A 17,611-nucleotide genomic window follows, 5' to 3' on the forward strand; every position below is an offset into this window, starting at 1 on the left:
CTTAGCCGGACTTGGCCCCAAGCGCTAGTGTCCTGGACGCAACCGCATATGCCTGACGGTGGCCCGGCCCGCGGGTCTGAGGCTTGCACCGAAGATACCAGGGATATAGGCGCACACGGCCCGGACGGAAAGCGGCAGCGCCGCCTTCAGGGCAGCACTTCGCGCCGCTCGCCGAGCCGGACATCGAGTTCGGCCCGCTTGTCGGGCAGCAGCCCGGCCTGGGCGGCTTCGATCACGGTAAACAGCTCATGAGCGTCGCTGAGCCGGGTCACGGTGACGTAGCTGGCGCCGGCCGCGTAGAGCTCGCCCACATCCGACAAGAGATCGGCCGTGGCAACGATCATGGCGGTCGGGTTGAGGGTGCGGACGTGGCGGACCAGCTTCTCGTTGCTGGCGCCCTTGAGAAGGGCGTCCGGCACGCTGAGGATGATCATCTCGGACTTGCCGACGCCGGCATGGAGCAGCGTGTCGGCGCTGCTGATGTCGCCATAGATCACGTGCAGGCCGCGCGACAGCAGCGTCTTGTACACATTGGGATTGAAGTCGATCACGGTAATCTGCTCGAGCAGCACCGGCGCCTGCCGTTCGATCTCGGCCAGCAGCGCGCTCGCCGCACGGAAAAAGCCGAGGATGACGATGCGGCGGGCCTCGCCATGGCCGCCCTCCTGCCCCTCCTCGGCATGGCCGTTGCCATGGTCGAGGTCGCGCAGGCCGATCCGCTTCAGGCGGCCGATCGCCCAGCGGGTGATCTCGTCGCTGCGGGTCATCACGAAGGTCGAGAGCACCGCCAGCACCACGAAGGCAAAGGAGGCTGCGTTCGCCGTTTCGGCCGCGATGTGATGGTCGGCGACGCCGGTCTGGATCACCACCAGCGAGAACTCGGAGATCTGCGCGAGGTTAAGGGCCGGCAACAGGCTGGCGCGCAGGCCCTGCTTCATCAGATAGAGCGGGGCGAAGGTGGTGACGAGGCGGCTCACCACCGTGAACGCCGCGATCATCAAGGCAAGCCCGATCACGGAGAGGCCCGGCACGGGAATGGTCATGCCGAGCGCGACAAAGAACAGCGTGATGAAGAAGTCGCGGAGCGTGGTGACCTTGGCGGTGACGTCGAGGGCGTAAGGGAAGGTCGACAGCGAAACGCCGGCGATCAGCGCACCCATCTCGCGCGAGAGCGAGAGCCGCTCCGCGGTCTCGGCGACGAGGAAGCACCAGGCGAGTGCGCCAAGCAGGATCAGCTCGGGGCGGCGGGCAATCTGATGGAATAGGCGCGGCAGCACGTAGCGGCTGACCAGCAGCGCGGCGGCGACCAGCACCGCGACACGGCCGATCGACAGCAGGATGACGCTGACCTCGAGATTGGCGAGGCTCGGCTGCACCGCCAGGAACAGGATGGCGAAGATGTCCTGGAGCACCAGGACGCCGAGCGTGATGCGACCAGGCAGCGTGTCGAGCTCGCGCTTCTCGTAGAGCACCTTGACGATGATCACGGTGCTCGACAGCGCGCAGGCGACGCAGAGATAGACCGCATCGAAATGCCCACCGCCGAGCGACAGGCCGATGCCGACGAAGAACAGCACCCCGAGCAGGCAGCCCCCGATGAGCTGGCCGCCTGCCGCGAACAGGATCACCTTTCCCGCCCGCACGATCTTCTTCAGGTCGATCTCGAGGCCGATCATGAACAGCATGAAGATCAGGCCGAGCTCGGAAATGACGCTGATCGATTCCTGTGATTTGACCCAGCCGGCACCGAATGGACCTATGCAGAAGCCGGCGATAAGGTAGGCCAGGATCAGCGGCTGCCGGGAGAAATGGGCGAGCAGGCCCAGCATCCAGGCAAACAGAATACAGAGAGTGATGTCGCGAATGAGTTCGTGCATACCAAATTGGTCCGTTTTGCCGCACCCTAGAGCCAGGTTGCGGCGCGGCAAGCGAGCAATTCGTCACATGCGAGCAGGGTTTTTCGCAGCAATGCTGCTATGTCCCCTCGCCTCTGCCGCGCCCGCAGCCGCGCAATCCAAGGTCAATATCGAACAAAACTTTGCCGATTCGCTCACCACACTGCCGAAGGAGGAACTCGCCGTCTCCGGCGGGTTCTATGTGCCCGCCTATTCCAGCGTCGCGATGAGCCAGGGCAAGCTGCGAGTCGACTTCTCGGTGACGCTGAGCGTTCACAACGCCTCCGAGACCCAGCCGCTGGTGGTCAAACGCATCGCCTATTTCGACACCGCAGGCAAGCAGGTCGAGACCTACCTGAAGGGTCAGGTGGCGCTGAAGCCTCTGGCCACCGTCTCGATCTTCATTCCGACCGACGACGTGCGCGGCGGGACCGGGGCCAATTTCCTCGTCGACTGGGCCGCAACAGGCGAGATCGCCGAGCCCGTGGTCGAGGCCTTGATGGTTGGCGGCGTCGCCAATGCGCATTACGCTTTCATCAGCCAGGGCCGTCCGACCCGGACGGCCACAAAGAAGTAGAGGCCGTCCGACGAGGACGGCCGGCAAGAAGTAAGGCACGCCGGCGCAAGGCCGGCCGCTCAACAAGAACAAAACGAGGAACGCCCCCATGACGTCCAGCTTCGATTTCGCGCCCCTGTTTCCCGCAGGGCTGCCGGCCCCTTCCGCGCGCTGGACGGGCCTCGCCAAGTACAGTTTCGTCGGCGGTAACAACGACTCCGAGCAGTTGCCGCTCGACGGCCTGATCGAGGCGACCAATTCCGCCCTGCAAAAGGAAGGCCGCTCGCTTGCCACTTACGGGTTGGCACACGGGCCACAGGGATATTTGCCCCTGCGCGAATTCCTGGTGACAAAACTGAAGCGCGACGCCGGCATCAACTGCACGGTCGACGACCTCCTGATCGTCTCCGGCTCGCTGCAGGCGCTCGACCTCGTCAATGCGACGCTGCTGACGCGCGGCGATACCGTGATCTTCGAGCAGGACAGCTATCAGGGCTCGTTGACCCGACTGGCACGGCTCGGGGTCAACGTCGTCGGCATCCCCCTCGACAAGGACGGCATGCGTATGGACGTGCTGGCCTCGACGCTGGCCGATTTGAAGAGCCGCGGCATCCGGCCGAAATACATCTACACCATCCCGACCGTGCAGAATCCGACCGGCAGCATCATGCCGGAAAGTCGTCGCGCTGAACTGGTGCGGCTCGCGGCCGAATATGGCGTGCCCATCTTCGAGGACGATTGCTACGCCGATCTCGTCTGGTCGGGACAGCGGCCACCGGCCATCCACGCGATGAGCCCGAACGGCGGCGTGATCCATATCGGCTCGTTCTCGAAATCGATCGCACCGGCGCTGCGCGTCGGCTTCATCGTCGCGCCCTGGGATGTGATGTCGCGGATGCTGGCGCTGAAGACGGACGCAGGCTCCGGCGCGCTGGAGCAGATGGTGCTGGCCGCCTACTGCAAGCCGCATTTCTCGACCCACGTGCCCGCGTTGACGAAGGCGCTGCGCACGAAGCTCGACACGCTGATGGAGGCGCTGAACGAGCAGTTCGGGACGGCGGCCGAGTTCGAGGAGCCCAAGGGCGGCATTTTCCTGTGGGTGAAGCTGCCCGACCAGGTCGATACGCTCAAACTGTATCAGGCAGCGCTCGCCGCCGGTGTCTCGATCAATCCGGGGCCGGAATGGTCGACCAACAAGCCCCATTCCAGCTCGCGGCTCAGGCTGTGCTTTGCGAGCCCCTCACATCAGCAGATCCGTGAGGGCGTCGCAGTGCTGGCCGAGGTCTGCCGCAAGGAGTTCGGCGTGCCGGCCCGCAGCGCCAATGTGGAGAAGCGGGCCTAAGGCTCGCTCTAGGCCACCCGAGGCTGGCTGCCGTGGATGGCGGAGGCCAGCCGCAGCAACAGTACGATCGAGACGTTGCCCTTGCCGGCCTCGATCTGGGCGATGTAGCGCTCCGAAATCCCGGAGCGGCGGGCAAGCTCCCGGCGCGACAGCTCGCACCGCGCGCGCGAGGACCTTAAGCGCTCGCCCAGCTCGGCCAGGAACGCGGTCTCGGAATAAGGCGGCACGGCACAGCTCCCCGGCAGTACCTCGCCCGCGAAATCCATGACTTGATTCAGCATCGCTCTCACCAACTTCGCCTTCGGGAGCGCCATCCTAGCCTTGATACGACCGGCCTCATTGATGCGGATCAAATTCGCGCGCGAATGGCAGCTCGCGTGGACGATCGCGCGCGGGATGCTACACTTGCACTTGTTCGAGGCGGGGTTTTTCAGGACATGACGCGTTGTCTAGGCTGCTGGATCGCGGCGGTGGTGCTGTGGATTGCGTTCGCGCCCGCGGCCGGCGCCGAGACGCTTGCGGCAACGGTCGAGCAATGGGGCCTGCTCGGCTCATGGGCGGTCGATTGCGCGGCCCGGCCCGACCGCAACAAGGGCTCGCTGTTGACTTACGAGATCAGGAAGGACGGCCGGGTGATGTACCGTCGCGATTTCGGCGAGGCCAAGGACGAGAACGAAGTGGTGTCCGCCACGGTCGACGCCGAGGGCCTGCTCAATGTGATGGTTTACTTCCCCTCGCTGCACCAGACGCGTGAGTTCGGGCTGCTGCTGGCGAAGGATGGCAGCCTGAGCGCGATCTACAATCGCAGCGAGCGCGGTGTGTACACGATCAGGGACGGCAAATACGTCGCGACAGGCGCGCCGACACCAGCGCAGCAACGCTGCGATTGACCATCGCGGCTGAGCATGATCTCTCGCAAGACCGCTTCACATTTTTCCGGATTATCTCTGTCTGAACATCCATTCAGAATTCTCTTCCAGTTTCTCCGGAACGTTCGCACAGATGCGCCGTTCTCATGTGCATTGCATTGGAGGAGGACATCATGAAGAAGCTTGGTTATGTGGTTGCGGCTCTCGGCGCGCTCGTCATCGCGGCACCGACGCTGGCAAGTGCCGAAACGGTGGTGATCAAGCGCGGTGGCCATCACGGCCCGTACGTTGCCCGCGCCGAATACGGCATGCATCGTGACCACGGCTGGCATCGCGGCTGGCATCATCGTGACCGGGTGGTGGTGGTCAATCGCGGTCACCGGCACCACTGGGATTGATGCGTAATGCATCATGGAAATGGCCCCTCCCGGGGCCATTTCTTTGCGTCCGAAAAGCGTGCTGGCGCTAATCCCACGCCGGCGCAAAGCCTGGATTGACGCAACGCCTGTCCTTGGGCAACGCCGCGATCTTGTTGCGGTCGAAATCGTCGAGCGTGATCTTCAACGCATCGAGGTTGGCCTGCTGGCTTTCGCGGCGCGAGGCCTTCGGGATCGCAGCGACACCGTTCTGGTCGAGCAGCCATTTCAGCGCGACCTGCGCGGCGGTCGCGTTGTGCCTGGCACCGATCTCGGCCAGCACCGGATCCGACGCGATGCGTCCCTGCGCGAGCGGGCAATAGGCGACCAGCGGGATCGACCTGGCGTTGAGATAGGCCAGCACCTTCGATTGATCGAGCATGGCGTGATATTCAATCTGGTTGCAGGCGATCGGGGCCTTGATGTCCTCGACCGCAATCTTGAGCAGCGCCGTGGTGAAATTGGCCACGCCGATCGCCCGCGTACGCCCCTCCTCCTTCAGCTCCATCAGGGTCTCGAACACCGCGCCCCAGTTCGCGGATTTCGATGGCCAGTGCACGAGGTAGAGATCGACATGGTCGAGCCGGAGCTTGGTCAGGCTGGTGTCGAAGGCGCGGCGGATCGCATCGGGGTTGAGATTCTCGTGCCAAACCTTGGTCGTGACATGCAGCTCGCCGCGCGGCAGTCGGGCCGCGGCGAGCGCCGCACCGATCGGCTCTTCATTGGCGTACATCTCGGCGGTGTCGATGTGGCGATAGCCGATCGACAGCGCGCTCTCGACCGCCGCGCGGCAGGCATCGCCCTGCATGCGGAAGGTGCCTAGGCCGAGCTTGGGCATGCTGATGCCCTGTGTCTTCAGATGATCCATGGGTCAACTCCTGACGTATTTCAGCCGCCGAACACGCGGTGGGGCCGCGAGGGTAAACTCTTCGGTGATGGAAAAGAGGTGGCGGGAGCAATCAGTATAGCGCGGGAGGCGTGCGGCGGCCAATCAAGATCGGGTTAGCTTTGGATACGCAAACCCTTCCCCACCGTCATGCCCGGGCTCGTCCCGGCCATGACGACGGAGAGAGTCACGAATGCTGCGCCACCACGGCCGGGCGCGCCTGCGGCTGCGGCACGATGTCGACCGACCAGAGGTCGCGGTTGTCGACGTCTTTCAAGGTCACGGTCATCACGCCGCTCGCACCGTCGATGTCGACCCTGCCGAAGAACTGCAGGCCGAAGCACGGCGCGAGGTTCTCCCCCTGCGCCTCGCTGCAGCCGTTCTGGTACATCGCGACCGGGCCAAACGTGTTGTCGAGCTCGCCCGGACCCCAGGTGCCGGCATGGAGCGGGCCGGAGACGAACTCCCAGAACGGCTCAAAATCCTGGAATTGCGCCCTGTTCGGATCGTAATAATGCGCGGCGGTGTAGTGCATGTCGGCGGTGAGCCAGACGATGTTGCGGATGCCCGCGCGCTTGATCGAGGCCAGCAGATCTGCGATTTCGTGCTCACGCCGATCGGGCGCTCCATTGCCGAGCGCGACGGCATCGAGGCTGACGAGGCCAATCGGCAGGTCGGCCGCGATCACCTTCCAGGTGGCACGCGAAGCGGCGAGCTCCCGCTTCAGCCAGGCGAGCTGCTCGGCACCGAGAATCCAGCCGCGATGGTCCTCGCCCTTGTTCCAGCTGTCATCGCGGTAGCTGCGCATGTCGATCATGAAGACGTCGAGCAGCGGACCGTAAGCGATCTTGCGATAGACCCGGCCCTGTCGTGCGCCGATGTCGCGGATCGGCATGAAATCGAAGAAGGCGCGACGGGCGCGCGAGACCAGGCGCGGTGTGCCGTCGTCTTCATAGCCGGCGTCGTCGTAGCTGCCGGTCGGCGACCAGTCGTTGGTGACCTCGTGGTCGTCCCACTGTGCGAACATCGGGACGTTCGCATGGAACGCGCGAAAATGCTCGTCGAGATGGTTGTATTTGTAGTTGCCGCGGAATTGCGCCAGCGTGTGCGCGGCCTCGGCTTTCTCCTCGGTCACCAGATTGCGCCAGGTCTCGCCGTTCGGCAGCTTCTGCTCGGAGGGAATCGTGCAGTCGGCGTAGATGTGATCGCCGGAGTGGATGAAGAAGTCCGGGCGATTGTCCAGCATGGTGCGATAGCTGCGATAGCCGCCGCGCGAGATGTCGATGCCCCAGCCCTGCCCCGCGACGTCGCCCGACCACACGAACGAGATAGATTGCCCTGCGGCCGGCGCGGTGCGGAAATGGCCGACGCGGCTTTCGCCGGCAATGCCGGTGGCGATGTCGTCGAAACGCACGCGATAGAAGATGTCCTGCCCGGACGGCAGATCGTTCAGCAGCAGTTTTGCGGTGAGGTCGGCATCGGGCAGCGCGTCGCGCGAAGCTGACGCCATGATCGTCTTGAAACTCTCGACGGTCGCGCATTCCACCTGCATTCGCGCGGGCCGGTCGGCGCGCGCCCAGATCACGGCGGAGCCATCCGAGACATCGCCGGACTGAATGCCGCCCATGATTTGCGGGCGATCGGCGGCGCGGCTGATCGATGGCTTTGCGAGTGTGCCGAGCGCGGCAACGGCGAGACTTGAAGTCGAGCGGACCAGGAACTGCCGCCGGGTCCATGCGCGCGAGGCGCGGAGCGTTGCCATTCAGGAAACCTTCGTCGAATCGCGACGGAAGGTGCCTGCGCTCCTTGACCCCTATCCTGACGGTTTCTTGACTCCGCGCCTACGGTTTTGCGACGCGGGGATGACGGGACAGACCCGGCTAGCGCTTCCAGTTGCAAATGCCGCCGGTGCGGCACGGCCAGGTCTGGATGCGGGTGTCCATCGCCTGCGCGTCCAGCGGATTGCCGCGACGATGTGCGAGCTTGGTACGCGCTGCGCCGCGTGGCTGGGCGCTCCTGGCATGAACAGGCTTCGGCTCGGCCACGTGCACGCGCTCGGCGGCAACTTTCTTCGGCACGTCCATCGGCTCGGCGCGCGCCTGCGCCTCGTTGCCACCCTTCGCCTCCAACGCGACCGGGGCGAACTGCGTCTCGGGCCCGAGCCGCTTCGGCGACAGCACCGCCTTGGAGAGATCGAGACCAAGATATTCGTCGGGCTTGTAGTCGTCAGCGCGCGCAATGCCGCCCCATGCGAGCACGAGGGCAATGGCAACTGCAAAAGGAACGCTCTTCAGGACCACGGACGCCTCTTGAGATTGCTTATTTCAAGGGTGATTTACCCCTATTTAGGAGGCGTCACGCGCAATTCCAGCGGCCAAGTGCCGCCGTGGTTAAGAAGTTTGGCGCTGTCAGGCGACCTTTCGCGCTGCACCCGTCCCGTCCAGGAACCCCATCAGGCGGCTGCGGATGATCTGTTCCGCCTCATCCATGATGCGATCGACGAGTTCCTTGCAGGAGGGGATGTCGTGGATCAGTCCTGCGACCATGCCGCAGCTCCAGGCGCCGGCGTCCATCTGGCCGTCCAGCATGATCTTGGGATAGACGCCCGCGACCTGGTCGTGGATATCGTCGATGCTCAACTTGGCGCCCTTCTCGCGCTCGATCTCGAGCAGACGATCGACGTTGGCGTTCTTCAGCACGCGCTCGGTGTTGCGGAGAGCGCGCATGATCAGGCGGGTGTCGAGCTCGGTGGCCGCAACAAGCGCGTTCTTCACGTTCTGATGCACCGGTGCTTCCTTGGTGGCGATGAAGCGCGTGCCCATGTTCATTCCGGCGGCGCCCAGCGACAGCGCCGCGACGAGGCTGCGCCCGTCGGCCATGCCGCCGGAGGCCACGAACGGGATCTTCAATTCCTCCGCCGCGCGCGGCAGCAGGATCATGTTGGGAATGTCGTCTTCGCCGGGATGGCCGCCGCACTCAAAGCCGTCGACGCTGACGGCGTCGCAGCCGATGCGCTCGGCCTTCAGCGAGTGGCGGACCGATGTGCATTTGTGGATCACCTTGATGCCAGCGGCCTTCAGCGCAGGCATGTACTGCTCCGGGCTGCGCCCCGCCGTCTCGACCGCCTTGATGCCGCCTTCGACGATGGCCGCGATGTATTCCGGATAAGGCGGCGCCGAGAAGGTCGGCAGGAAGGTGAGGTTCACGCCCAACGGCTTGTCCGTCATGTCGCGGCAGCGCGCGATTTCCTTCGCGAGCAATTCCGGCGTCTTCTGCGTGAGGCCCGTGATGATGCCAAGCCCTCCGGCATTGGAGACGGCAGCGGCGAGTTCGGCAAAGCCGACGAAATGCATGCCGCCCTGGATGATCGGGTGCTCGATGCCGAACAGTTCGGTGATCGCAGTCTTCACGTAGGGGCCTCCCGGATTTCAGTTTGTATTGGGATCAGTCTAGTCGGACTTTTGCTCCGCGGTCACCATTTCTCTCCGAAGGGGCGGATCTCCATCTCGAAGGTCCAGGCGCTCTTCGGCTGCTGATAGAGCTGCCAATAGGCATCCGCGACAGACGACGGCGGCATCAGAAGGTCGGGATTATCAAGCGCATTCGCCCCGAGCGCTTCGAGCCGGCGCTGCCGCACCCACTCGGTGTCGACGCCGGAATCGATGATGAGATGGGCGACGTGGATGTTCTTCGGCCCGAGCTCGCGCGCCATCGCCTGCGCCACCGCGCGCAAACCAAACTTGGCGCTGGCAAAGGCGGCAAAGCCACTGCCGCCGCGCAAGCTCGCCGTCGCGCCGGTGAAGAAGATGTTGCCGCCACCGCGCGGCAGCATCAGCCGCGCCGCTTCCCGGCCCGCGAGGAAGCCGGAATAGCAGGCCATCTCCCACACTTTCCGGAATACGCGCTCGGTGGTGTCGAGGATCGGGAAATTGACGTTGGCACCGACGTTGAAGATGCAGACTTCGAGCGGCGCATGCTGGTCGGCGTCATTGAGGAAGGAGATGACCTCCTCCTCTTTGCGTGCATCGAGCGAGCGCGCGTGAATCTCGCCGCCGGCGGCCTCGATGTCCTCCACCAGCGGCGCCAGCTTGTCACCGTTGCGGCGGCCGGCGAAGACCGTGAAACCTTCCGCGGCAAATTTCTTGGCGATCTCGGAGCCGATGAAATCGCCGGCCCCGATCACGGCGGCTGTCGCATTTCGCTTGGGCAAGGTCGCCTCCTTCGGTGAGAACGGTATGTGACCGCGTCAGAGGCTATAGTTCTAAAATAGAACTGTCAAACCACGGGGGTGAATGATAGCCTTCAATAGAAATAGCGCTGATCATTCAAGTCAGTTCCTTTTTCTGACTTACTACCCTTTGCCGGAGATCGCACCATGAAGTGGGACACGCTGGATGAAGAGCCCTGCTCGCTCTCCCGCACCGTCGCCGTGGTCGGCGACCGCTGGACGCTGCTGATCCTGCGCGAATGTTTTTTACGCGTGCGCCGGTTCGAGGGATTTCAGTCCTCGCTCCAGATCACGCGGCACCTGCTCTCGGAGCGACTGAAGAAGCTGGTACGGTTCGGCATCCTGCGCCGCGTCCCCTATTCCGAGGCGCCCAAGCGCTACGAATACATCCTGACGCAGAAGGGCCTCGACCTCTACCCGATCATCATGGCGATGGTGCATTGGGGCGACACCCACATGGGCGACGAGCGCGGCCGCCCGCTGCTGCACCAGCACAAGACTTGCGGCAAGGAGTTCGACCCCGTGATGGTCTGCTCGGAATGCGGTGAGCCGCTGCACGCGAAACAGGTGCATGTGCATGCGGGACCGGGGCGGAAGGAGGCGGTGGGATAGAGTGGCGCCAGGCGCATCCTTCAACCGCCTCTGCTCAGTGCGTCTTGGTCTCTTGTCTCGCCCGACTTCTGCTCCTTCTCCGGATTGCCCTTCCAGGGCTTGTCGGTCTGGGCGTGGGATCCCCAGTCATTCTGACGCCGGGGATCGTCGGTGGGCCGTTCCTTGCTCATCGGATCTCGCTTTCCATGGGAGCTTACGCGAAGGGAACACCGTAATACGAGTTGATGCCGCGGACTGCCGCGTCGTCACCCCAGTTCCAATCGCTGCGTTCGCCATATTTCGGCGCGCCTTCGAGCGTCTTGGCGGTAATCCCGGTGACATAGCCGCCGAGCTCCGTATCGTATTTCAGCGACTGCCAGGGCAGTAGATAGTGATCGTTGCCGAGGCCCAGGAAGCCGCCGAAGCCGAGCACGGCGTAGGACACCTTGCCGCTGACCTTGTCGATCATCACGCGTTCGATCGAACCGATCTTGTTGCGGTCGGCGCCATAGACCGATGTTCCCTCGACCTTGTCACTGCCGATCAATCGGCCCATCTCGCCGCGATCCAGTTCGCCTTGATTCAACATCCCGCTTCTCCACTCAGCCAATGTATGGATCAACTTGCGTGAAGGGATGATCGTTCCTGCGTGCAGGTGTGGCATCTCGCGGCCAAGCAGGAACATCACGGAAAACGCGCCGTTCTCGTATTCACATCAGGACACCTGGCGTGAGGTGAAGCATGAGCGATTTTCGCGATATCCAGCACGGCATCAACGATCCCGTCGACGGTGTCGACGTCAAGCGACAGTTCAACACCAACCAGACCCCGCATGAGCGGGCGCAGCGACACGCCGATGTGCGCGCTGTTCCGTCGGCCTCGCCGGCAGAACCGTTCCTGCCTGAGAGGTTGCGGCGCAAGCCGACCGATCCGATCAATCCGCGCACCGGTCGCAATCCGACGGATTAGGAACCTCGGTCCCGGCGCGGTGTTGGTCGGCGCAAAGACCCGCGCGGCCAGCGGCCGCGTCGCCAATCCGGAGGACCGACCATGAGACGTGCCGTCATCGCCTTTGCTTGCGTGCTTTTCACAGGCCCCGCGCTCGCCCAGTCGCTCGGCGAGAAAACCGGCATCAACTCGGCGCTCGGCGTCGCGCCCGCGACCGCCGATTTCGTCAAGGAGGTCGCCATCAGCGACATGTTCGAAATCGAATCCAGCAAGCTCGCCGAGCAGAAGGGCACTGCGCAGGAGAAATCCTTCGCCCAGCAAATGGTGACCGACCACACCAAGACCAGCAGCCAGCTCAAGGGCCTGGTCGGCGACGGCAAGGTGCAGGCGACCCTGCCGACGGCGCTCGACAGTGCGCACCAGAGCAAGCTCGACAAGCTCAAGGGCGTTACGGGCAAGGATTTCACCTCGGACTACAACTCCTATCAGGTCAGCGCGCATGAGGACGCGGTCTCGCTATTCGAGCGCTACGCCAAGGGTGGCGACAACTCGGCGCTGAAGGACTGGGCCGGCAAGACGCTGCCGGCACTCAAGCATCATCTCGATATGGCCAAGGAGCTCGGCAAGGCGCCTAGCGTCGGGCAGTCCAGGTAATCATCGCGTAAGGATGCCGGCCTCACCGGCGTCCTCATGTTAGCAACCTCTCCACTCGTCCCGCTCGTCGAGATCGCAAGGTTGCGGAGACCACCATGGCGCATCAAGGCAAGACTTCAGTATCCCGCCGGCACGTCGTTCACGCGGCGAGCGCGACGCTCGCTGCGGCTTCGCTGGCGTCTTCGTCAGCGAAAGGAAACACAGAGATGGCCGAGCACGACCTGATTGATCCCGTCACCCGCTTTCCGAAGCCGCCGTTCAAGAAGCAGTCGCAGCCCTGGCCGGGCCTTGCCGGCAAGATGGAACCTCGGCCGGACCACGGCGAGACCAGCTACAGGGGCTCCGGCCGGCTCGCCGGCCGGAAGGCGCTGATCACCGGTGGCGATTCCGGCATGGGCCGCGCGGCTGCGATCGCCTATGCGCGCGAGGGCGCCGACGTCGCCATCAACTATCTGCCGGCGGAAGAGCCCGACGCACAGGAGGTGATCGCTCTGATCAGGAAGGAAGGGCGCACCGGGCTTGCGATCCCCGGGGATCTCAAGGATGAAGCGTTCTGCAAGAAGCTGGTCGAGCAGTCCGTGCAAGGCCTCGGCGGGCTCGACATCCTCGTCAACAACGCGGCACGGCAGCAGACGCGCGCCTCGATCCTCGACGTCTCGTCGGAAGATTTCGACGCGACCATGAAGACCAACATCTACGCGCCGTTCTGGATCATCAAGGCAGCGATGCCGCATCTCAAGCCGGGCTCCTGCATCATCGGCACGACGTCGGAGCAGGCTTACGATCCCTCGCCGGACCTCTACGATTATGCACAGACCAAGGCCGCGACGATGAACTACGTGAAGTCGCTGGCGAAGCAGCTCGCGCCGAAGGGCATTCGCGTCAACGGCGTCGCTCCGGGACCGATCTGGACGCCACTCCAGGTCTCCGGCGGCGCCACGATGGAGAAGCTCGAGAAGTTCGGCGACATGACGCCGCTCGGTCGCCCCGGCCAGCCGGCCGAGCTCGCTTCGATCTATGTGCAGCTTGCCGCGACCGATGCGAGCTACGCGACGGGCCAGGTGTATGGCTCGGCGGGCGGATCGGGACAGCCGTAACGCCATCCACATGAGCGGAGCAGCGCAGACTGCCACTCAGGAACCTTCGCGGTCATCCAAGCTTTACAGGAATGTCATGAAGGATATCACGCTCGAAAACCGATGGCATTAGTTGACGTCAAACCTACCAAGATCGACATCGCGATCGCGGATGAGATCGCTGATCACACCAATTCAGGCCTCGAGCACACCGCGCAGACATTGACCTGGGCCGCCGACGAGCACGTGTTGCTCGCGCTGGCTGCCGCGGGTTGGCTCTACGCTCATCTTCGGCAGCCGCAACAGCGGCCCATTGCAAACCACGTTCTAGCTGTTTCACTGGCGACGGCCGTTCTGCCCCACGTCCTGAAATCCATGTTCGATCAGATCAGACCAGACCGGCTGACCATACGAGGGCACCGACATGGAGTTCCGATCTCGGGACAGGCGCGCGACGCCTTCCCTTCCGGTCACGCGGTTCATATGGGCGCGCTTGCCTCCGCGGCCGGCTTGCTGCCGAAAACCCCGCGTCGGTTGCTACGCGCGGTTGCGGTCGGGCTTTCGCTGACTCGGATTGCGGTGCTCGCGCATTGGGCGAGCGACGTCGTCGCGGGCTTCGTCCTTGGTGCGGCCGTGGAGCGACTGATGCGGCCATGGACGCTGACCAAACCGCGGCGCGGAAACGACGATGGCGGGCGTCGCCATGACTGAATATGTCGTGCGCTTCATCGCCGGCGGCGCGTTCGCAATCCTCGGTGACGCGCTCAAGCCCAAGAGTTTTGGCGGCCTCCTCGGCGCCGCGCCGTCGGTCGCGCTCGCCACGCTCGGCATCGCGGTCGTTCAGCACGGCCCGCGCTACGCTGCGGCCGAAAGCCGGACCATGATTTACGGCGCGGTCGCCCTCGCATGCTACAGCCTCGTCGTCTGCCATCTCCTGATGAGATTTCGGCTCGCGGCGCTGCCCGCCACCATCGTCGCTTTTGCCGTATGGCTCGCAGTCGCCTTCGGCCTGCTCGCGGGTCTTGGAGGTGCCGCCTGATGCTGATCAAGCTGTCATCGTCGTCGCTTCATCAGACGCGCTGGTACGAATACGGCGTTCGCTTCCTGCTCGGTGGACTGGCGACGGTTTTCGCAGGCGTCGTGGGAGCGCGGTTCGGCGCTTCAGCCGGCGGGCTCTTCCTCGCGCTTCCCGCCGTCTTCTGCGCCAGCGCCACGCTGATCGAAAGCCATGAGCGCCGCGCCAAGGAGAAGGCCGGTTTCAGCGGACGGAGGCGCGGACAGCAGGCGGCCGCGCTGGACGCCGCGGGCGCTGGCCTTGGAAGTATCGGCCTCGCAGCGTTCGCGGCCGCGTTCTACGTCACGGTATCGGCAAGCATCATCGGCGCGTTCGCCATCGCCATTCTGGTCTGGGTCCTGGTTTCGGTGTCGGCGTGGTGGCTGAGGCGGACGCTTCGCATCACCTCTCGCCGCACGGAGCACGGACGCCAGGGGCAATCAGCGAGCGGCCGCGGCCTCCCGTAGCATCAGGAAATCATGCATCGCAGCAGCGGTCTGAAGCTGATCGATGCGCGCCACGACAGAATCGCGCTGCTGTCCATCCGGCAAGCCCGACAATTCCTGCTCGAGCCGCAGCTGCTCTGCCTTGAGACGTTGCTCAAATGTATGCGGCTCAGATCGTCTTCGCATCTTCCATCCTCGGTGGTTGCAGCCCCGAGCTGTTGGCCCAGCGCTCGACTTGCTCGATGACCTTCTGATGACTCGGACGCACCGGCTTGGGCGCCTCGGGCTCTTCGGAAAGCTTGCGGGGTAACCTGACTTCCTCCGTCATGGCCTCTTCTCCCTCTCCGAGAGAATGCGCCACCGTCAGAGTTGTTTCAATAATAACTTATTGATTTTAATGGGTATTTTTACTCATCTGGTGATTTTTCCGACTCTTGTGGAACTCGCGCCAGACTCGTTCGTTGAGCAAACTACTCAACTTACTCACTTTGCGTGATCGACCATGAATGACCTTCGCGCCGAGCGCCTCCAGATCATGCTCTCCCCGGAAGAGCTGGCCGCCATCGACGATTTCCGGTTCAAACATCGGATGCCGACGCGGGCGGCAGCGGTCCGCGAGCTCCTCAAGTTCGGATTGGCCGCCGTGGGCGTTGATGCAGTGGCCGGCGTGAAGTCGAGCAGCTTCGGGGTGTTCGGCCGCGGACCCGACGGACACACCGAAGGCGGCAACGACTGATCGAACGTCCCTCGCCAAGCAAAACGACCCCGGCACAGTGGTGCCAGGGCCGTCCTTGGAGATTGCTTCCGGCTCACCGGGGGTATGACAACCGGAAGCAGCCTGTCGACGCTTCGCGCGGGGATTCGTTCCTCGCGAGAACTAGCCGGTCGGCGCGTCGCCGGAATCGTCCGGCATCACGCCTGAGCCCGGCGTCTTGGTGTTATCGTTGAGCTTGGGATCGCGCGTCGCCTCACGCGACGGCGAGCCCTTCGGATCCGTCTTGTGCACGGTTTGCGCGCGTTGCTTGTCGCGCGGTTGATCTTCCGCCCGCTTGTCCTTGACGATGCCGTGGTCGGAATGCGCCATGATGTCCTCTCGCCTCTCCAGATGTCCTGAAGCGCTTACGCGCCGGCACAACGAATGTTCCAGCGCGCGAGGCCCGCAGCGCTAACTATGCGTGGCGTGGATTGCCGCCGATGCATTCTCCAGATGCACCTGCCGCACCGTCGTCACTGTCGCGAACGCGACCGAGACGCCAAAGGCGAGAATGAGCGAAAGAAGAGCCAGACGTGGAGCCATCGCAAAACCTCCTTCTGGAATAATCAACGCGATCGACTGTTCGTGGATGATCCTGGATTGGTTGCTTGCATTCCGTGAGCGGTCTCACATGCAGATTGACGAAGATGCGAGCGTTCACGCATCCTGCGTTCGGAGGACGCGGACCTTTACGGGCGGGATTTCACCATCCAGCCAGTCCTGCTCGGTCGCCAATGCCGTCCAGGCATCCGCCATACGCAAATAGCGCTTGTGGGCGGGCTGCCCTTCCGCGCGCTCGGCGAGCTGAAGGCAATTGTCGGCGTTATCCCTGAACATGTCAGACTGTTTCATACAGAAGATGTGGGGACGGAACTCTCGCTCTGCAATCGCCCTTACCGGATGGTAACGCCAGGGAACTTCGCACGCCATCGGTCATTGGAGATGCATGAGGATTCTCGTCGCGATCATCCTGGCTTTCGTCAGCACCTCGGCGTTCGCCGACAGTAGGGGCGAGCGAACGGCCGGCGACCGCGTGCCGACCGCAACCGATGTCATCAACGGCCTCTACACTTTCAGCCGTTTCCAGCAGGGCCTGCTGGAGAGCACCGACCTGAAAGGCAATGCGGAGGTGAAAAATCTCGCGGCCCTGCGCGCCGAGGAAGCAGGCAAGCGCGACAAGATCCTGAAGCAGATTCAGGACGCGATCGGTGCGGAGCCGCACGCCGGCAAGACGACGTCAGTGAGCGCAAGCCTCGCCGAGCCAGAAAGCGCGGATGGACCAACTTACGTCAGAAGCTTCTATGCCGCGCAAATTCCCGAATATGACTCCGCCATCAGTCTGCTCGAGCGCTATCTGAAAGCGCCCGACAATCCTGCGCTCGCGGCCTTCGCGCGCGAGCAATTGCCGATGCTGCGCACGCAGGTCAAAGATGCGGAGCGCACCATGGCGGACAAATAGCAGCCCTATTTGTCTTCCGGGTGTTGCTGCTGGTTGTCCGGCCGCACCGTACGGTTACTCTCAGGCATCTTGTCCCGGCCGGCATCGCCGTTGTCGTCCCTGCCGCCCGAGGTCGAGGTGCCGCTGCCGCTGGGGTTCGATCTGGTCGCGGTCCCCGTGGTCTGCGAATCAGCGTGTGGCGTGGCGGAGCTTGCGGCGGGGTCGCCGGTCACAGCCCCGCGCCAGCTGGGCGGGCCAGCTTGGCACCAGCTTGGGGCTGGGAGCTCTGGTGCAGGCCAGAATGCCAGCGGCCAGGGCGGCTTTTTCCTGAACGGGATGGAACCATCGTCACTCCTCATCGTTATTTTGACCGGGCTGAGCATGGCAGGTTCCAATTCCAAGCGCCGCAAACGTTGGCGCTTGATTTCGAATTTGGCTGACGCTCTATTTTGACAACT

The 17,611-nt window shown here is 63.7% G+C and carries 27 protein-coding genes; 14 read left to right on the forward strand and 13 right to left on the reverse strand.

The genetic code is table 11. From position 1 onward, the window contains the following. Positions 1–146: 146 nt before the first annotated feature. Positions 147–1,877 (reverse strand): cation:proton antiporter, encoded by a 1,731-nt coding sequence (locus tag OWC48_RS19785; protein ID WP_282521460.1) that lies wholly within the window; start codon positions 1,875–1,877, stop codon positions 147–149. A gap of 67 nt (positions 1,878–1,944) precedes the next feature. Here OWC48_RS19785 and OWC48_RS19790 point away from each other — a divergent pair, with 67 nt between their 5' ends. Beyond that, positions 1,945–2,472: a DUF3124 domain-containing protein gene (locus OWC48_RS19790; protein WP_404979794.1), complete on the forward strand. Its 528-nt coding sequence runs from the start codon at positions 1,945–1,947 to the stop codon at positions 2,470–2,472. An 88-nt stretch (positions 2,473–2,560) separates the two neighbouring features. Continuing rightward, entirely contained in the window at positions 2,561–3,793 is a 1,233-nt protein-coding gene (locus tag OWC48_RS19795) for a PLP-dependent aminotransferase family protein (RefSeq protein ID WP_028158083.1), read from the forward strand. 8 nt (positions 3,794–3,801) lie between these two features. Here OWC48_RS19795 and OWC48_RS19800 read toward each other — a convergent pair whose 3' ends face one another. Then, positions 3,802–4,074: a helix-turn-helix domain-containing protein gene (locus OWC48_RS19800; protein WP_282521462.1), complete on the reverse strand. Its 273-nt coding sequence runs from the start codon at positions 4,072–4,074 to the stop codon at positions 3,802–3,804. A 156-nt stretch (positions 4,075–4,230) separates the two neighbouring features. Between OWC48_RS19800 and OWC48_RS19805 the strand changes: the two genes are divergently transcribed. Both OWC48_RS19805 and OWC48_RS19810 read left to right on the forward strand, forming a co-directional pair. After that, positions 4,231–4,683: a hypothetical protein gene (locus tag OWC48_RS19805; RefSeq protein WP_282521463.1), complete on the forward strand. Its 453-nt coding sequence runs from the start codon at positions 4,231–4,233 to the stop codon at positions 4,681–4,683. Between the two features lie 152 nt (positions 4,684–4,835). Continuing rightward, positions 4,836–5,060, forward strand: a complete 225-nt coding sequence (locus tag OWC48_RS19810; protein ID WP_282521464.1) for a hypothetical protein — start codon at positions 4,836–4,838, stop codon at positions 5,058–5,060. A 67-nt stretch (positions 5,061–5,127) separates the two neighbouring features. On the opposite strand, the gene OWC48_RS19815 is transcribed toward OWC48_RS19810, so the two are convergent. From OWC48_RS19815 to OWC48_RS19835, 5 genes are all read right to left on the reverse strand, one after another. Continuing rightward, positions 5,128–5,946: an aldo/keto reductase gene (locus OWC48_RS19815; RefSeq protein ID WP_282521465.1), complete on the reverse strand. Its 819-nt coding sequence runs from the start codon at positions 5,944–5,946 to the stop codon at positions 5,128–5,130. Between the two features lie 205 nt (positions 5,947–6,151). Beyond that, a complete protein-coding gene (locus OWC48_RS19820; protein WP_282521466.1) occupies positions 6,152–7,726 on the reverse strand; it encodes an alkaline phosphatase in 1,575 nt (524 codons plus the stop codon). Between the two features lie 118 nt (positions 7,727–7,844). Continuing rightward, positions 7,845–8,264 carry a hypothetical protein gene (locus tag OWC48_RS19825; protein ID WP_282521467.1) on the reverse strand — a complete coding sequence of 140 codons (420 nt, stop codon included), beginning with the start codon at positions 8,262–8,264 and terminating at the stop codon, positions 7,845–7,847. A 108-nt stretch (positions 8,265–8,372) separates the two neighbouring features. After that, positions 8,373–9,374 carry a nitronate monooxygenase family protein gene (locus OWC48_RS19830; RefSeq protein ID WP_282521468.1) on the reverse strand — a complete coding sequence of 334 codons (1,002 nt, stop codon included), beginning with the start codon at positions 9,372–9,374 and terminating at the stop codon, positions 8,373–8,375. A 62-nt stretch (positions 9,375–9,436) separates the two neighbouring features. Then, positions 9,437–10,174, reverse strand: a complete 738-nt coding sequence (locus OWC48_RS19835; RefSeq protein ID WP_282521469.1) for an SDR family oxidoreductase — start codon at positions 10,172–10,174, stop codon at positions 9,437–9,439. 165 nt (positions 10,175–10,339) lie between these two features. Here OWC48_RS19835 and OWC48_RS19840 point away from each other — a divergent pair, with 165 nt between their 5' ends. Beyond that, positions 10,340–10,804, forward strand: a complete 465-nt coding sequence (locus tag OWC48_RS19840) for a helix-turn-helix domain-containing protein (RefSeq protein WP_166350493.1) — start codon at positions 10,340–10,342, stop codon at positions 10,802–10,804. 20 nt (positions 10,805–10,824) lie between these two features. Here OWC48_RS19840 and OWC48_RS19845 read toward each other — a convergent pair whose 3' ends face one another. Continuing rightward, a complete protein-coding gene (locus OWC48_RS19845) occupies positions 10,825–10,974 on the reverse strand; it encodes a hypothetical protein (RefSeq protein WP_282521470.1) in 150 nt (49 codons plus the stop codon). Between the two features lie 23 nt (positions 10,975–10,997). Then, on the reverse strand, positions 10,998–11,372 hold the full coding sequence (locus OWC48_RS19850; protein WP_282521471.1) for a PRC-barrel domain-containing protein: 375 nt from the start codon (positions 11,370–11,372) through the stop codon (positions 10,998–11,000). 152 nt (positions 11,373–11,524) lie between these two features. On the opposite strand from OWC48_RS19850, the gene OWC48_RS19855 reads away from it, so the two are divergent. The 6 genes from OWC48_RS19855 (at position 11,525) to OWC48_RS19880 (ending at position 14,982) form a co-directional block, all read left to right on the forward strand. Further along, positions 11,525–11,752, forward strand: coding sequence for a hypothetical protein (locus OWC48_RS19855; protein ID WP_282521472.1), 228 nt, complete (start codon positions 11,525–11,527; stop codon positions 11,750–11,752). Positions 11,753–11,833: 81 nt separating this feature from the next. Further along, positions 11,834–12,385 carry a DUF4142 domain-containing protein gene (locus tag OWC48_RS19860; RefSeq protein ID WP_282521473.1) on the forward strand — a complete coding sequence of 184 codons (552 nt, stop codon included), beginning with the start codon at positions 11,834–11,836 and terminating at the stop codon, positions 12,383–12,385. Positions 12,386–12,591: 206 nt separating this feature from the next. Next, complete coding sequence (locus OWC48_RS19865; protein ID WP_282521474.1) at positions 12,592–13,482, forward strand: SDR family oxidoreductase; 891 nt, start codon at positions 12,592–12,594, stop codon at positions 13,480–13,482. A 102-nt stretch (positions 13,483–13,584) separates the two neighbouring features. After that, on the forward strand, positions 13,585–14,172 hold the full coding sequence (locus OWC48_RS19870) for a phosphatase PAP2 family protein (protein WP_282521475.1): 588 nt from the start codon (positions 13,585–13,587) through the stop codon (positions 14,170–14,172). Beyond that, positions 14,165–14,500, forward strand: coding sequence for a hypothetical protein (locus tag OWC48_RS19875; protein ID WP_282521586.1), 336 nt, complete (start codon positions 14,165–14,167; stop codon positions 14,498–14,500). The genes OWC48_RS19870 and OWC48_RS19875 overlap by 8 nt, the downstream gene beginning before the upstream one ends. Further along, positions 14,500–14,982 carry a hypothetical protein gene (locus tag OWC48_RS19880; protein WP_282521476.1) on the forward strand — a complete coding sequence of 161 codons (483 nt, stop codon included), beginning with the start codon at positions 14,500–14,502 and terminating at the stop codon, positions 14,980–14,982. Before OWC48_RS19875 ends, OWC48_RS19880 begins: the two co-directional genes overlap by 1 nt. Before the next feature lie 148 nt (positions 14,983–15,130). Here the strand turns inward: OWC48_RS19880 and OWC48_RS19885 are convergent, their stop codons facing one another. Beyond that, positions 15,131–15,289 carry a hypothetical protein gene (locus OWC48_RS19885; RefSeq protein WP_282521477.1) on the reverse strand — a complete coding sequence of 53 codons (159 nt, stop codon included), beginning with the start codon at positions 15,287–15,289 and terminating at the stop codon, positions 15,131–15,133. Between the two features lie 174 nt (positions 15,290–15,463). Here OWC48_RS19885 and OWC48_RS19890 point away from each other — a divergent pair, with 174 nt between their 5' ends. After that, positions 15,464–15,697 (forward strand): hypothetical protein, encoded by a 234-nt coding sequence (locus OWC48_RS19890; protein ID WP_282521478.1) that lies wholly within the window; start codon positions 15,464–15,466, stop codon positions 15,695–15,697. 141 nt (positions 15,698–15,838) lie between these two features. Here the strand turns inward: OWC48_RS19890 and OWC48_RS19895 are convergent, their stop codons facing one another. The 3 genes from OWC48_RS19895 to OWC48_RS19905 all read right to left on the reverse strand — a co-directional run bounded on the left by OWC48_RS19895 (position 15,839) and on the right by OWC48_RS19905 (position 16,567). Continuing rightward, positions 15,839–16,045, reverse strand: coding sequence for a hypothetical protein (locus tag OWC48_RS19895; protein WP_282521479.1), 207 nt, complete (start codon positions 16,043–16,045; stop codon positions 15,839–15,841). Between the two features lie 81 nt (positions 16,046–16,126). Next, complete coding sequence (locus OWC48_RS19900) at positions 16,127–16,258, reverse strand: hypothetical protein (RefSeq protein WP_256376429.1); 132 nt, start codon at positions 16,256–16,258, stop codon at positions 16,127–16,129. A gap of 114 nt (positions 16,259–16,372) precedes the next feature. Then, positions 16,373–16,567: a hypothetical protein gene (locus OWC48_RS19905; protein ID WP_282521480.1), complete on the reverse strand. Its 195-nt coding sequence runs from the start codon at positions 16,565–16,567 to the stop codon at positions 16,373–16,375. Positions 16,568–16,661: 94 nt separating this feature from the next. Between OWC48_RS19905 and OWC48_RS19910 the strand changes: the two genes are divergently transcribed. Both OWC48_RS19910 and OWC48_RS19915 read left to right on the forward strand, forming a co-directional pair. Beyond that, positions 16,662–17,174 carry a DUF4142 domain-containing protein gene (locus tag OWC48_RS19910; protein WP_282521481.1) on the forward strand — a complete coding sequence of 171 codons (513 nt, stop codon included), beginning with the start codon at positions 16,662–16,664 and terminating at the stop codon, positions 17,172–17,174. Positions 17,175–17,264: 90 nt separating this feature from the next. After that, positions 17,265–17,606, forward strand: coding sequence for a hypothetical protein (locus OWC48_RS19915; protein ID WP_282521482.1), 342 nt, complete (start codon positions 17,265–17,267; stop codon positions 17,604–17,606). The last annotated feature ends 5 nt before the right edge of the window (positions 17,607–17,611 follow it).

The sequence above is a fragment of the Bradyrhizobium sp. Arg816 genome, from assembly GCF_029989365.1.
GTDB lineage: Bacteria > Pseudomonadota > Alphaproteobacteria > Rhizobiales > Xanthobacteraceae > Bradyrhizobium.